Annotated in this window: 7 protein-coding genes; 2 read left to right on the top strand and 5 right to left on the bottom strand. The window is 68.0% G+C overall.

What is annotated here, in order from left to right:
- Positions 1-160 precede the first annotated feature (160 nt).
- Both ACZ4VW_RS26110 and ACZ4VW_RS26105 read left to right on the top strand, forming a co-directional pair.
- Positions 161-4,453 carry an AAA family ATPase gene (locus tag ACZ4VW_RS26110; RefSeq protein ID WP_467966415.1) on the top strand — a complete coding sequence of 1,431 codons (4,293 nt, stop codon included), beginning with the start codon at positions 161-163 and terminating at the stop codon, positions 4,451-4,453.
- 182 nt (positions 4,454-4,635) lie between these two features.
- Positions 4,636-9,033: an AAA family ATPase gene (locus tag ACZ4VW_RS26105; RefSeq protein ID WP_467966413.1), complete on the top strand. Its 4,398-nt coding sequence runs from the start codon at positions 4,636-4,638 to the stop codon at positions 9,031-9,033.
- 1,187 nt (positions 9,034-10,220) lie between these two features.
- On the opposite strand, the gene ACZ4VW_RS26100 is transcribed toward ACZ4VW_RS26105, so the two are convergent.
- The 5 genes from ACZ4VW_RS26100 to ACZ4VW_RS26080 all read right to left on the bottom strand — a co-directional run bounded on the left by ACZ4VW_RS26100 (position 10,221) and on the right by ACZ4VW_RS26080 (position 14,409).
- Positions 10,221-11,027: a hypothetical protein gene (locus ACZ4VW_RS26100; protein ID WP_467966411.1), complete on the bottom strand. Its 807-nt coding sequence runs from the start codon at positions 11,025-11,027 to the stop codon at positions 10,221-10,223.
- Positions 11,028-11,514: 487 nt separating this feature from the next.
- Positions 11,515-12,645, bottom strand: coding sequence for a hypothetical protein (locus ACZ4VW_RS26095; protein WP_467966409.1), 1,131 nt, complete (start codon positions 12,643-12,645; stop codon positions 11,515-11,517).
- Positions 12,642-13,400, bottom strand: a complete 759-nt coding sequence (locus ACZ4VW_RS26090) for an ATP-binding protein (protein ID WP_467966407.1) — start codon at positions 13,398-13,400, stop codon at positions 12,642-12,644. The genes ACZ4VW_RS26095 and ACZ4VW_RS26090 overlap by 4 nt, the downstream gene beginning before the upstream one ends.
- Positions 13,397-14,221 carry an AAA family ATPase gene (locus ACZ4VW_RS26085; RefSeq protein ID WP_467966405.1) on the bottom strand — a complete coding sequence of 275 codons (825 nt, stop codon included), beginning with the start codon at positions 14,219-14,221 and terminating at the stop codon, positions 13,397-13,399. The genes ACZ4VW_RS26090 and ACZ4VW_RS26085 overlap by 4 nt, the downstream gene beginning before the upstream one ends.
- Positions 14,218-14,409, bottom strand: coding sequence for a hypothetical protein (locus ACZ4VW_RS26080; RefSeq protein ID WP_467966403.1), 192 nt, complete (start codon positions 14,407-14,409; stop codon positions 14,218-14,220). The genes ACZ4VW_RS26085 and ACZ4VW_RS26080 overlap by 4 nt, the downstream gene beginning before the upstream one ends.

The raw sequence follows: 14,409 nt of genomic DNA, 5'->3' as shown, positions 1-14,409 counted from the left end.
GTTGTTTCTCCCCCGAGTCCGGGCCCGGCGAGGGCCCCTGCCGTGGGAATCGTATCCGGGTACCGATGCGAGGTGGCTAGGGTGCAGGGGCAAGGGCGGGTTTTCAGGGGTGTGGGCGGGTGTGGCGGTGCGGGGGCCTCGACAGCTGGTGATCGTTGCGGTGGATGACTACTTCACTGGGGACGAAGGGTTCGCCGCCAAGATTCGCGGACAGGTGCAATCGGTCACCGACTGGCTGGCGGATCCGGGGTTGGACGCCGGGCGGCGTTTCGAGGCTGCGCAGTCCAAGCTCAGCTCGGTGGAGGATCTTCGTGCGTTCTTGGTCGAGCAGGAGCTGACGCAGCCGGAGTGGGACGAGGCGGTGGTCGTCTACATCACCGGACATGGCGTGCGCGGGCCTTCAGGTCGTCACTATCTGACTTTCGGGTGCACTTGGGGCGACCGTCTTCTGGGAACGGCGTTCCCGACGAGCGAGCTGATCACTCAGGTGTTGGACAGCGAGGCGGAGCATGTGCTGGTGCTGGTCGACTCCTGCTTTGCCGGCAGCCTGGACAGCGAGCTGAGCAAGCTCCTGGAGGACCTGTCCGTCGCCCGGAGAGGCCTGAAGACTCTGGCCGTTGTCACCAGTGGGGAGTTTCATCAGTCCCCACGTGTGGGTGAGTTCACCGAGCTACTCGGTAAGGCGCTGGCGAAGGCGAGCGACGAGTCCGCGGGATTCACTGCTCCTCATCTGTCGTTCGAGGAGTGGGAAGGGCTTCTCAGGGCGGTGGGTGAGGAGAATCCCGGGCTGATCGAGGCGGTGTGGGTGTGGCCGCGTTCTCGTCGTAACGTTCCGAGCCTGTGTCTGCCCAACCCTCACTTTGTGCTAGCGGAGCAGGTGGTGGAAGCGCCCCGGCAGCTGTTGGCACTGTCTGCGCCGGTCTTGGACCAGTACTGGCTGAACCGGGCCTCTGGCCGGACCGGTGACAGCGATCCGGGCTGGTACTTCAGTGGGCGTCAGGCACTGATGAAACAGCTCGTGGAGTTCGTTGACAGTGGTGAGGGCGTCCTGGCAGTCACTGGCGCGGCCGGGTCGGGGAAGTCTGCTCTGCTGGCCCGGCTGGTGACGCTGAGCGACCCCCACTTTGTCCTCGAGTCCCGGTTCGCAGATGTGGTCAGTGCGGTCCCTGAGGAGCTGCGTCCCGGCCTCGGGTCGGTGGATGCGGCGGTGGTTGCCCGGGGGAAGTCGACTTTGGAGTTGCTCGAGGATCTGCTGTCCGCGTTCAGTGGGGCGGTGCAGGGCGTTCCTCCTTTGCAGACGCTGCTGGCGCAGCTCGTCGAAGCCAGTGGCACCTTCCTGAGGCCCGTCACTGTCGTGGTTGATGGTGTCGATGAGGCGCAGCAGCCTCGTTCTGTGCTGTCGGATGTGCTCGTGCCACTGGCCAGGCTGAGGAGGGCGGACGGCAGCCCTGCTGTCCGTCTGGTGCTGGGTATGCGCAGTTCGGCTCTGGATGCCGGAGATGAAAAGCTGCGTGATGCGGCGGCTGATCAGCTGCTCGGTGTCCTGCGGGAGCTGTTGCGGGCGGGCGTGGTGGAGCAGGAAATCCCGCTGACGCGGATGCGTACGGACGGCCCGGCGACCGTCGAGGACATCACCGCGTATGTGCGGGCGCTGCTGCAGATGCAGGAGAGCAGCCCCTATCGCGACCTCGACGAGGCAGCCGTACAGGCGGCGGAAGTCATTGCGCAGGCGGTGGCGCCGTCGTTCCTCGACGCGCGGCTGGCAGCGGCGCAGCTGCGGACCGCGGCCGCGGTACAGGATACGGATGACGGGGTGTGGCGGGATCGTCTGCTGCAGGGGACCTTGGCGTTGTTCAGCAGTGATCTGCGGCAAGTCGCCTTGGACGAGTCCGTCTGGATCGATGTGTTGCTGGCCGTGCTGCGCGCCACGGCTTTCGCGCAGGGCGCTGGGCTGCCGTGGGCGGAGGTGTGGCCGGCGGCTGCCTCTGCGCTGCTGGGAGCGGGCGCGCCTGCGATGAGGGAGCTTGATGACGTCATCAGGACGGTGCGGCACAGTCGCCTGGTGGGCTACCTCGTCACGGGTGAGGAGGACGGCCGGGTCACCTACCGGCCGGCTCACCAGAGGCTGAGCGAGGTTCTGCTGAGGTATCCGGGCGACCTTGCCTACGGTTCGGACAAGGGCATGGCTGCGGAGGGGGTGCCGGGTCCCGTGCAGGGGCACCGCTCGATCGCTGAGGCTTGCGCGGAGCTCGCTCGCAGGGCCGCTCCTGGGGCGCCGCATCCCTATGTGCGTCGCTACACGGTGGCCCACGCCGATGCCGGAGGCGTTCTGGATGACTCGATCATGCCGGTGTTGCTGGCCGCACGGGAGAGTTCGGGGACGGTGCGGGCGCGGCTGGGTCTGCCCTTGCCGGTGGAGGACGGCAGCCGCCGCGTGCTGTCGGCTGCCGGACTGATCGAGCCCTATCTGGATGAGTCGGTCGATGTGGTGTCCCGGCTGAGTTCTGTGCGGTTCCAGCTGGCGGCCTGTAGCGACTCAGAGGCAGAGGATGGTTCCGACTCGTTGGCCGGTCCAGCCGCGGGCCTGGGTCCTGGTCCTGGTACGACCCCGGTGAGGGTTCGGTGGCGGCCGCGGGCCGACGTGGTCGCTTCACCCGACTCTCACGTCTTCGCGCTGTGCGCGGTCACCACCGCGGACGGACGCAGTTTGATCGCTGCCGGCACGCGCCGCGGAATCGCGGTGTGGGATGCCTCGAGCGGACAGCAGGTGGTGCAGATCAACACGGGGTTGACCAGGGGCCTGGGCGTCATCAGAGCAACCGGCGGCCGTTCGTTCCTGGTAGCTGCCGGCCAGCAGGGAGCTGGAGTGTTCGACCCGCTGTCGGGGCGGGAACTGGCTTCCTGGCGAGGGTCGGACGCCCACCACGTCCAGGTTCTGCGGGACGGGCTCAACCGGTGGCAGGTAGCCATCATGACCGCTTACGGCATCGTGCTGTGGCGTCCTTCGGAGGACCTGCACCAGGAACTGGACGCTCCTCCCTCTCATCACCTGAACATGATCGCCTGGCTGCGTAGTCCTGCCGGTCACATGGTGAGGCTGCTGAGAAATCACTCCGAATTCGCGCTCCATGACCCGCTCACGGGGGAAACAACGCAGGTTCCGCTGCTGTCAGCTGCGTCGCTTCGGATTGCGGCGGCGCCCGGGCCCGACGGTCATGACCTGCTGGCCGTGATGCGCCAGAGCAGGGTGGACCTGTTCGATCCCTTCGAAGGGAAGGTGAAGGGGCATCTTCCCGGACGGGGAAACGGGGCGGTGACGCTGACACTGCCCAAGGGCCGCCGGGTGCTGGGGGTGAGGAGCTCCGGCATGATCACGGTCTGGGACACCACCGCCGCCAGTCCGCTGGAACTGGCGCGCTTCGCCTGCCCACCTGGTTCCCAGGTCACCGCTGTGGCGCTGCAGGACGGTTCCTGGGGGCTGGCGGCAACCAGCGACGAAGGAGTTCTGCTGCTGCGCGGGCAGGACCCGTCGCCGTCGCGCCGGAGGCCAGCCGTCCCGGCCAATGCCCGGGCGCAGGTGAGTGCGGTCATCAGCGAGGCGGACGGGCGGCAGTGGCTGGCAGTAGCCGAGGACGCCGGTGTGTCGCTGGTGGATCCGGTCAGCGGCCAGGCGCTGGAGCACCTGGAATGTTCCTCGCCGGTGCAGCGCGTAGAAGGAGTGCCGGATCTGGGCAATGGCCCCATGGTAGCCGTGGCGCACGGTGACGGGCTGGTGCTGTGGCAGCCGCGGGCCGGGCTCGTCCAGCAGATCATGGGAACTCACTTCCATGCCCCCATGCTTTTGGCGGTCACACTCGCCAGCGGCCGGCCCGCTCTGTTCGTCTCGGACGGCGGCGGCGCCTGGGTGTTTGACCTGCTCACCGGGGAGCACCGGTTCCTGGAGCCGTCGACGTGGGGCAGGGTCACCGACCTGGTGGCGTATCCGTCGCCGGCGGCCTGCGTTCAGGTCATCGGCGTGGCAAAGAGAGGCATGGGCGCGTGGGATGCGGCCAGCGGTTCGGTGGCCATGAGAGTGGGGCTCACGCTGTCCGCAGGCCGGGGTGCCTGTGTCGTTCCCGTAGAGGGAGGCGCTCCCGTGCTGGCGGTCGCCACCGGGAGAGAGGTGACCTTGTATGCCCCGGGCGCATGGAAGCCGGTCGGGCGGATCGACACCCCGCTGACCACCGCGGTCACGCCCGTGCGCCAGGACGACGGGACGTGGCTTGTGGCCACCGGCAACGGCACGGGCCTGCGGTTGTGGGAACCGCTGAGCGGCGAGCTGGTGCACTGCGTGCTGACCGCCGCGCCGGTCACGCACATCGCGCAGACAACGCAGCCGAACAACATGCTGCACATCAGCGGGCCGGCCGGGCGGGCGTCCCTTCGCTGGGAGTCTGGACGAGGCTCCTTGTGAGGGGAGTCTGTTCCGTGTGCGGGGCCATCGGCTCGCCGGTTCTCCGCAGCGGCTCTGTGCCGCTGCGGAGAACCGGTCGAGTCGGGCCGGCTCCTTGCTGAGACACTGCGGACAGCCGGGCAGGACGTCGGGCCTGGTGATGGTCGTTAGAGTCACTGGGCGGGCAAGGCTCACAAGGCGGGATGGGTGTGCAGGTGAACGGGCCGGTTGTGGCGGCACGGCGGCTCGTCGTCGTCAGCGTTGCTGACTACGGGGACGAGGACGGTGTCTTCGCTGATGGTGTCGGTGCTCAGGTTTCCGTGGTCACTGACTGGCTGACCGCCCCCCAGTTGCCCGAAAAAGATCGCTTTGAGGTGTCCCGGCCGGAAAAGCTGGAGCGGGTGGACGATCTGCGCCGGTTCCTGCTGGAGCAGGATCTGGCGTCGGCCGCCCACGACGAGGCCCTGGTGGTCTACATCACGGGTCACGGGGTGAAGAGCGCGGCGAGTCACCACTACCTCACGTTCTCCGGGACCGACCCTCAGCGGCTGCTGGGGACCGCTTTCCCGACCCGGGAGCTGGTCGCCGCGGTCTTGGACAGCGAGGCGGAGCACGTCCTGATTCTGATGGACTCGTGCTTCGCCGGCGCGCTCGGTGCTGAGGTGGCGGCCGTCGTCAACGATCTGACCGCTGCCCGCCGCGCCCTGCCGACGCTCGCGGTGATCACCAGTGGGGATGTGCATGAGCAGCCGTATGTGGGTGAGTTCACCAGGCTGATCGCCTTGAGTCTGGCGAAGGCCGCGGACGAGGCCGCGGGCTATGTGAACGCGTACCTGTCGCTGGCGGAATGGGAGCAACTTCTGGCGCAGGTGAGTGCGGAGCATCCGGAGCTGATCGAGCCGGTATGGGTGTGGCCGCGGTCGCGGAAGCCGGTGGCGAGTGCGTGTCTTCCCAATCCGGCCTTCAGGGCTGTCGAGCCGGTGGTGGCTGCAGCTCGCCAGGAGGTGTCGCTGGCGCCCGAGGTGCTGCAGTACTGGGTCTCGCGGGCTTCGGGGCGGGTCAGTGAGGAGGACGCCGGCTGGTATTTCAGCGGCCGCAGCTCTTTGGTGCGTGAGCTGATCGGTTTCGTGGACGGCGGCTCGGGTGTCCTGGTGGTGACGGGCGCGGCTGGTTCGGGCAAGTCTGGACTCCTGGCCCGTCTGGTCACCTTCAGCGATCCGGTGTTCTTGAACGCTCCCGGCTTCACCCTGGCAGTCGAGCAGGTGCCTGAGGATCTGCGGCCGCCTGTGGGAGCGGTGAACGCGGCGGTCCTGGTCCGGGCCAAGACGTCGTTGATGCTGCTCGAGGATCTGCTGGAAGCCCTGGGGCACTCACGGCAGCATGGCGGCCCGCCCTTGCTGCAGACGTTGATGGATGTGCTGGTCGGCCAGTCGGCAGCCCTGGAGCGCGCGGTCACGTTGGTCGTCGACGGGGTTGATGAGGCGCAGCGGCCGCTGGAGTGTCTCAGCGATGTCATCGTGCCGCTGAGCAGGCTGCGCACGGCTGACGGCAAGCCTGTGGTGCGGCTGCTGCTGGGGCTGCGCAGTTCCGCGCCGCAGCAGGGCGGTTCGCCGCTCGGGCTGCGGGACGAGCGTGCCGATCAGTTGCTGAGCGCTCTGGTCGAGGCGCTGGAAGGATCGGACGGGCAGCAGCCAGTGGCGTGCCGGCTTGTACGGACGGACCTGCCGGACAGCGCCGAGGACATCGCGGCCTACGCCGCTGCTGTGCTGGCCGACGGGCCCGCGTACCGGAAAACGCCGACTGCGGTGCAGGAGACTTCGCGGCTGATCGCAGAGTCGGTGTGGCCGTCCTTCCTGGATGCCAGGCTTGCCGCGGCACAGCTGCATGCCGCGCCCGGCGCCCAGGACCTGGACGATCCGACGTGGCTGTCGCGGCTGGCATCGGGCACCGCTGCGCTGCTGCGGGAAGACCTTGATCATGTGGCTCGCGACCACCAGATCCCCGCGTTCGTACTACTGGCCGTACTTCGGGCCACGGCCTTCGGGCAGGGTGCTGGACTGCCCTGGGCGGAGGTGTGGCCGGCCGCCGTCCGCGGGCTACTGGACGGGCACGTACCGCAAGAAGTGGATGTGGATGCAGCCATCCGCCTTGTGCACGCCAGCCGGCTGTCCGGTTACCTGGCTCACGATGCCGAAGACGGCCGGGTCGCCTACCGTCCGGTCCACCAGCGGGTGGCCGAAGCTCTGCTGAATGACCCGGCGTCCTTGCTGGCCGGCACCGCGGACGGGCCCCAACAGCAGGCTGGGCTGGGCGATCCACGCCGTACCCACCGCGGAGTCACCCGCGAGCTCGCCCAGCTCGCGCAGGACGCGGCACCGCTGCCCGCCCATCCTTACGTCAGGCGGTATCTGCTGGCACACGCGGATGCCGGCGCGGTGATGAACGACGAGCACGTTCCGCCGGCGCTGCTGGTTCAAGAGACCTCAAGGACTCTGCGGGCGCGGCTGCGGCTGCCTTTGCCGGTGGAGGATCCAAGCCGTCCCACGCTGGTGGCAGCGGCGCTGGTCGAGCCGTACCTCGATGACAGCGTCGACGGCCCGTCACGGTTGTCGAGCATCGCGTTCCAGCGCGCTGCTCTGAGCCACCGGTTCGACGACGAATGGATGTTGCCGCTGGCGGAACCCGCCTTCGCGCCGCTGACGCCGACGTGGACCGCCACATGGTCGCAATGGCAGGCGAACACTAATGTGCTGGCTTCTCCTCGAGGCACGGTCCACGCTCTGTGTGCGTTCGTCGCCGCGGACGGGCGCGTTCTGGTGGCAGCAGCCGCCGGCTCGGGAGTGGGTGTGTGGGACGGCGCCAGCGGTCAGCGACTGGTCCATATCCGGGTGCCGAAGCTCCGGGGCCTGGTGACGCTCAAGGGGCGGGGCGGGCGAACGTTCCTGGTTTCTGCGGGCAGGGACGGCGCGGCCGTATGGGACCCGTTGTCCGGACGCTGCCTCACTGCTCTGCCCCGTACGGCGCTCGCCGCACCGGTGCGTGCTGTGCGCGTTCTGCGGGACGAAGAGGAGGAATGGCTCCTCACTCTTGTCGTAGGTGACCGCCTTCACCTATGGCGGCCGGCCGAGGACACCTTGCACGAAGTCGCCCTGCCCCTCGCGGTCATGCCCCGGCGAGCAGCGGACCTCGTGGTGGTCCGCGGCCGGGACAGGCCTGCGCTGCTGGCCTTTCCCGGTCCCCCGAACAGGCGCTACGTCGCGGTGTGTGACCCGGAGGAGGCCTCGGTCGCCCCGCTGGAGATGCCCCACACCTTCTCGGGCCGGTCCCTGGTGGCCGTACACGGGCCTGAAGGTCACGACGTGCTGGTGACACAGCACGGATTCCGGCACGGAATCTACGTATGGGACCCCTACACCCGCACGAGGGTCTCGGGGATCGGGGGCGTGGCTTCCCACATGTACGCCCTTACCGGCGCAGAGGGGCATCAGGTTCTGGGCGTTCAGCGCAGTGACACTCTGAGCATTCACGACCTTGCACAGTCGAGCAGCACCGCAGTGGCCACAGTGCCCTATCCGAGCGGGACCGTCCACGAGGTGGCCGCTGTTCCCGCCAGTCACGCTATGTCCTGGACGATCGTCACCGCCGGGCAGGAGGGAATCCGCCTGACCGTGCCACAGTGGGCGAGCCGACCACAGGCCCCTGCTCTGCAGCGGCGCAGGGTAGTGCGCCCGACAGGTCACGTCACCAGCCTGTGCTCCCCAGGCGACGGAATCGGCCCGGTCGCCGGTGTCCGTGACCAGAAAGCGGTGTTGCTGTCCGATGACGGCCCTGACGTCGTCTCCGAGCTGCCGGTGCCGCACGTCCAGTCGGTTGCTGCGTTCCCGGCGCACCCCGACATCATCGCTGTACACGCAGGCGAGGATCTGATCGGCTGGAGCCTGGGAGCAGCGCGCCCCATCGGCACAGTGCCCCTGCCACGCCGATCGGCGTGGTGCACGACGGCGCTGCCCGGCCGCCACGCGCCTGGCTGGGTGATCGCCACCCCCACCGGCCTGTCGCTACACCGCCTGGACGGGGAGATTGTCTGGCACATTGCCCTGAGTCCTGGAGAGATGCCCCAGACGCTGGGTGTATGGCGCCCGGGACCGGGCCGCCCTGATGTCATCCTCGGCGGCCGCACAGGACGCATCACCATCTGGGACCTCGCCCTGGGAGACGAGCTCCTCACACAGCGGGCGGGGACCGCGCCCAGCAGCATGGTGTGCCTGCCCTCCCGGCGCAGAAACCAGATGCTGGCCATCGCCGCGGGGTCGACCATTTCTCTGTGGAAGAACCTGGCCCTTCACGCCACGCTGGAAGCTGACGCCGCCGTCAACGCACTGACCGTGGTCAGATCGCACGGTAAGCCGCCGCTGCTCACAGCAGGCACCGGCACCGGAGTACAGCTGTGGAACGCTCACACCTTGGAGTCTGTCCACACATTGCTCACCGCCGCTCCTGTGTCCGACCTCGCCTGCCTACGCCACCACAACGAACAGCAACTGTGGATCAGTGGCCCGGCCGGGATCGCTGCTCTGGTGAGCAACGGTGCGATGGCGTGAGGGCGCGCTCGAAGACGGTGGCCTTCGGGCTTCGGCACATGCTGAACGGCCCGCACCATCACCCAGTGGTGCGGTCCGTTCATCCACCCAAGAACCTTGCCGGAGCGGGGGGAGAGACCGGCAGGCCCTGCCCTATCCAGAGCGGTCCCATGCGCTCAACCCCCGCATGCCCCCGGTCCTGTGATCTACACCCCCGGTCTTCCCGGATACCGGCCCAGCACCCGCGAAAGTCGTACGACGAGCAACGCTCGCCCCGTGCGCCGCGGCGTTTTGTTTGCCCGCCAGCGACGGCATCACCGGGGCAGGGGTTAGCTGCTGTAGGCGGAGATGTCGCCGTGGGACTTCCCTCATCACTCCCTGGCAGGACCTCCGCCTCAAGAAACCGCACAGACCACAGCCGACCACCAGCACCCAAGGCCAGCGAGCCCGACCAAGGACGTGAGCGCGACGAGCCGCAACGGAAATACACGCCGCTAAAGACGAAGACTCCGTGGAGCTGCCGTCGACGGTAGCGCCGCCCTAGACAGCGCGGCCCCCCGACACACTGCTCATTTCCCCCAGGCCGCTGTGGTGAAAGGACCGTGGTGTGTCCAGTTGGTGGTCCAGCCGCTGGTGAAGAACCGGACGTCCTCATCCCAGGCCTGGTAGGCGGCGGTCTCCCAGCTGTTGAGACGTTCGGCGCGTCGAGTGCCTGTAACACCACGGGAGCATCCATCTGCCCCACGCGCAGAAACCCGGCACCGGCACATGCGGAACAGCCCGCACCAGGTCGGTGCAGGCCGTTCATCCACCCAAGAACCTTGCCGGGGGGAAATCCAGCAGGCCTTGCCTATCCAGAGCGCCCCCAAGCGCTCAAGACCCGCATGCCCCCACCCCCGTGATCTACCCCCAGGCCTTCCCGGTACTGGGCCCGTACCCGAAGGGGCGAACGCCGAGCAGCGCTCGCCCCGCACGCGGCGGCGTCCACTTCTCGGCGACAACGGCCGTGTTGACGACGGGGTTCAGTTGCTGTGGGCGGAGATGTCGCTAGGACGTGGTCGCCCGGCTCTTCAGCCCCGCTCCCTCTCCCCCAACAGCGAGCTCTCACTCACCCGCGGTTGGGTGAACCGTGAGGGTCGTCAGCGGCGCTCGTCCGGCCCCGGATGTGTCACCTGCCTGATGGGGGGAGGTTTCCGCTCGAGACTGGGTCAGACGTCTTGTTCGGTTTGCTGGGGTTCGCCTTTGAGCTTGACCTCATTGAGGGCGCGCCCTTCGGTGAAGATGCGACGCCAGTCTCCCTGCACGTGGAGTTCGTCTGTTCCGCAGACACGGACGACGGTGAGGTCTTCGCGGTGCGCTTGGTGTGCTTTACGCCAGAGGTTGGCGAAGGCCTGGGAGCGGATGATGTGCATCCAGTCGGGGCGCTGGAGTTCCCGGTTGAAGGTGGAATCGCCCATGGTGGAGACGAACTTGGAGTACATGCTCTTGACGTATTCGAGGGTGACCTCGTCGCCTCGTTGCAGCGCTGTGGCTCGTGCGTCTCTGAGGAGTGTGCGGAACTTCTCGAAGATGTGCTCGGTGGATCCTGAGGTGTAGGACTCGTGGATCACTGGTGGTTCGCAGAGCGGTGTGGGGTCCTGTGAGAGGTGCAGGAGCAGTCTCAGGGTGGGTTCGGTGACCCATAGGGGTCCGTTCTCAAGGCGTGCTCCGAGGGGGTTGGGAAGGTAGGCTCCGTGCTCCCACTGGGATGGGGTGATGAAGTAGACGCCTGCGCGACGGCGGTCGTGCGGTGCGCCGACGCGGTGTTCGAGGCGGCCCAGTGGTAGGTGTGCTTTGAGCGCGGACAGGTAGGCGCCGTTGATGTCCAGGGCTGCAACAGGGGTGGCACCGGTAGGGCCTTCGGGGCGGTCCCAGTTAGGTCGGGCTTCCCAGATCTTGTCGGGTGCCTGCGGGCTGGTTCGGGTGAGGATGTCGGGCATCGGCGGGTGGGCGACGACGTCGTAACGGGCGCCCACGCGGGTTTGGTTGAACAGGCGGACCGCGTGCGGGATCGCTCGGTTGACGAGTTCCTTCTTCGTCCTGTCTCGGTCGCCGCCGTAGTACTGCAGTGCGGCGGTGACTGTGTCGGCGATGGGATCGGCTGGGGGTAGGGCTGCGCGTGGCCGGGGCGGCCGTGTGGGAGCCGTCGCAGGAGTAGGGCGGGGTGGCTGGTGCGGGGATGCGCTGTGATCGGCGGGGCTGGGGGTGGGGTTCTCGGGTGGGGCGAGCATGTGGGCTCTGATCAGGAAGTAGGCGTAGTTGACGCGTGTGATGCCGTCGGGTTCGCTTCCCTGTTCCCAGGAGGTGAGGGTGTCGGTGGTGACGCCCAGGGCCTGGGCAACGGGTTCGGTCTCGAGACAGAGCCGGAGGCGTAGGCGGCGTCGTTCGTCAGTAGCCGGCAGCGGGGGGTGGGCGGTGGCGAGGAGGGCGTCGATCGCGTGGAAGGCGTTTATCGCTGGTCCTTCATGCTGGTGTTCGCCGTGACTGACGGCGTTTGCGGGTTGCTCGCTGGGCGGGGAGTGGTGCGAGGAGGCGGCAGGTTTCCGTGGCGTGTGCGACGTCGTGTCTGTCCCAGGGGGACAGGGTGAACGGGTTTCCTTGCCGGGCGGGGCTCTCCAGTCGCATGTAGGCGTCGACGGCACGAATCAGAGGATCGACCCAGTCGGGAAGGTCTTGGGGGATGGTCGGCCTGGGGTGGGCTTTGGGTGAGGTATCTGTCAGGGCTCGCAGTTGGTCGGCTTCGTAGCCGGTCACGGCTCTGAGAGCCACTGCGGCAGCGTGGACCGGGTGAGCGATGCGGGTGTGGATGCGCTGGGCGATGGCTGCGGGCAGGGTTTGCCCTGGTGTGAAGGCTTCCAGGGAGATGGCGTGGGGGCGATTGTGTGTAGAGGCCAGTTGGGTTGGTGTGCCGCGGTTGCTTTCGCTGGGCTCGTTGGGTCGGCCGGGTGGCTGTTTGGGGCGTGGGGGCAGCTGGTACCACTGCTCGTCCTGGGCTGGCGGGAAGGCAGTGGTGTTCCGACCACGATGCGGCGGGGGTGCCGCAAGGTGATGTGTGGGGGTCAGGTGGGTGCGGGCCTCGTCGAGGTCGGTGATCGTGTGGTGGGCGACGGTGGCGAGGATGTCGTTGAGTGCGGTGGGGGTGGGGCCGCTGACGATGAGGGTCAGGTGGATCCCGGTGTGCTCACGGAGGGCCATGAGGTGTTCCCAGTGGCGGCTGGGGATCCGGTGGGCACGGGTCAGTACGTAGTGGGTGATGTTGAGGGCTTGGGTCCAGGCCACGGCGATGCGCCAGGACTCGTCTGCGTTGCTGGTCCACCAGGGCGGGTCTGTGTCGGAAGTGGGCAAGTGCTTGTCGAGGGCGCGGATGAGGTCATGGGCGAGGTAGGCAGGCGCGGTGGCCAGAGGTGTGGGATGGATGGTGGCCTGGCCGTGGTCGGGGCGGTGGGCGCTGAGAGCGCTTGCGGTGCAGGCGGGCAGGTCATCCGGGTCGCTGATGATCGTGATGGGGGGCAGGTCCGGATTCGTCTGGCTCGGTGACCACTGGGGCGTCCACCTGCGGATGTCGCCGGGGGTGTTGGGGCTGGTGGGTGTCATGCGGCCACCGCTCGGGTGGGCGCCAGCCGTGTGAGGAGGGTTGCCGGGGCGATGGCCTGGTGAGGGTGGCGGCGCTGTGTGGTGAGCAGCCGGTGGGTCAGTGCGGCCCATCGGCGGAGGTTTCCGCCGGCCCAGGTGTCCAGCTGGCTGATGGTGGTGTGGGGGACGTGCTGCCACAGGGGGTGAAGGTCGGGGATCGCGGTGAGGGCTTCTGCGGGGGTGAGGGGTTCCATGGGGTGCCAGGTGGTGACGCGGTGGACGAGGGAGGGCTGGGAACGCAGTGTGCGGAGGCGCGGCCGGCTGGCGAGGAGAGCGACGGTGATACGGGGCAGGGGGTCGTCGTGGAGGTAGCGGATGTACTCGATGCAGGAGGCGGAGAGTTGGTGCGCTTCGTCGATGACGAGGATCCGGTGGGCGGGGTGGAGGGCGTGGCGGAGGTAGTCGTCGCAGATGCCGGGGTCTTTGGGTGGGGTGCCGGGGAGGGCGAGTGCGCGGTAGAGGCTGTGGCGCAGGTCGTCCGGGCGGGCTTGGGGGCGGGCCAGCAGGCGCAGGGAGGGCAGATGTGGCCGCTGGTCGAGGAGGGTGTGGAGGGTGAAGGTCTTGCCGACGCCGGGGTCGGCGACCATGCAGAGCATTCCCTGCTGGGCGATGGTGGTGTCGAGGGCGTCGGCGGCGGCCCGCACCGTGGATGTGGTCACGGTGCGGGCGTCGGGCAGGTTCAGGTAGTGGTGCGCCTGGGTGGAGGTGGTTGTCACCCGGCGTCCTTGACGGGGCGGCGGGGCTTGCCGCGGCTGGGCAGGGCGCGGCGGATGGCCCAGCGTGCGATGGTCTCGTCTACTTCGATGAGGCCGCGGCGCTTCATGCCTTCGAGGATGTGGTAGGTGATCTTGGACCACATGCGGAAGGTTCCGGCGCCGCCTTCGTCGTCGACGTACTCGATGAGTTCGGCCGGGGCATTGGCCCAGATGGGATGGAAGAGGGGGATGTTGCGCTGGACCTCGGCGGGGTCCATGGGGGTGTATTCCTGCCAGATGTAGATGCGTGAGGCGAGGGCGGGTTCGCTGTAGAGGGTTTTGTAGGCTTCCTCGCCGCCGACGAAGAGGACGGCGGGGCGGGTGGGGCCCTTGCCGGTGTCCCACAGGTGGCGGACGAATTCGAAGCATTCGCGGCTGAACTGCTGTGCTTCGTCGCAGACGATGACGTAGGGCTTGCGGGCCAGGGTGCGCTTGAGGAGCCGGTCGAACTCGCTGGGGTGGGAGGGGGGTTCGCCTTCGAGGCGCAGTGCGGTGAACAGTTCCATCCGGATGTCACGGGGGGTGGGGCGGGAGCGGAACTGCAGGAGCAGGACGCGGTCTGCGGCGACTTCCTTGAGCGCGGCCAGGACGGAGAAGGTCTTGCCGAGGCCGGCGTCGCCGTAGAAGCACGACATGGCGCGGGCTTCGATGGTATCGGCGATGTTCTCGCTGGCTTCGAGGAGTGCTTCGGTTGCCACGATGCGGGCGTCGGTGAGGTTGAGGTAGAAGTCGGGTTCTCCGATCGATGCGTCGTCGAGTGCGGCTGTCGGGGTCGTGGTCATAGGTTCTCCTGCTGGTCGGAAAGCGGCTCTCGTTCGGCTGGGGGCTGCTGCGGTTGCTGCGGGGCGTTGAGGGTTGCGGCGTCGGCGTGCGCTGTGCCGAGGATGGCCCCGGTGGTGGGGTCGAGCAGGTTGATGGTGTCGGCGCCGCAGCGGCGGACGATGACGCTGCGGGACAGGTGTGCGGTCAT

Source organism: Streptomyces sp. NPDC029139 (assembly GCF_055564335.1).
Note: the sequence above shows the minus strand (reverse complement) of the source record. Positions and strands in the feature narration are given on the sequence as shown.

What these genes read in the sequence shown, in the direction of transcription:
- ACZ4VW_RS26105 (WP_467966413.1), top strand. Translation starts at nt 4,636, where the DNA reads ATGGGTGTGCAGGTGAACGGGCCGGTTGTGGCGGCACGGCGGCTCGTC.
- ACZ4VW_RS26080 (WP_467966403.1), bottom strand. Translation starts at nt 14,409, where the DNA reads ATGACCGCACACCTGTCCCGCAGCGTCATCGTCCGCCGCTGCGGCGCC.
- ACZ4VW_RS26095 (WP_467966409.1), bottom strand. Translation starts at nt 12,645, where the DNA reads ATGACACCCACCAGCCCCAACACCCCCGGCGACATCCGCAGGTGGACG.
- ACZ4VW_RS26085 (WP_467966405.1), bottom strand. Translation starts at nt 14,221, where the DNA reads ATGACCACGACCCCGACAGCCGCACTCGACGACGCATCGATCGGAGAA.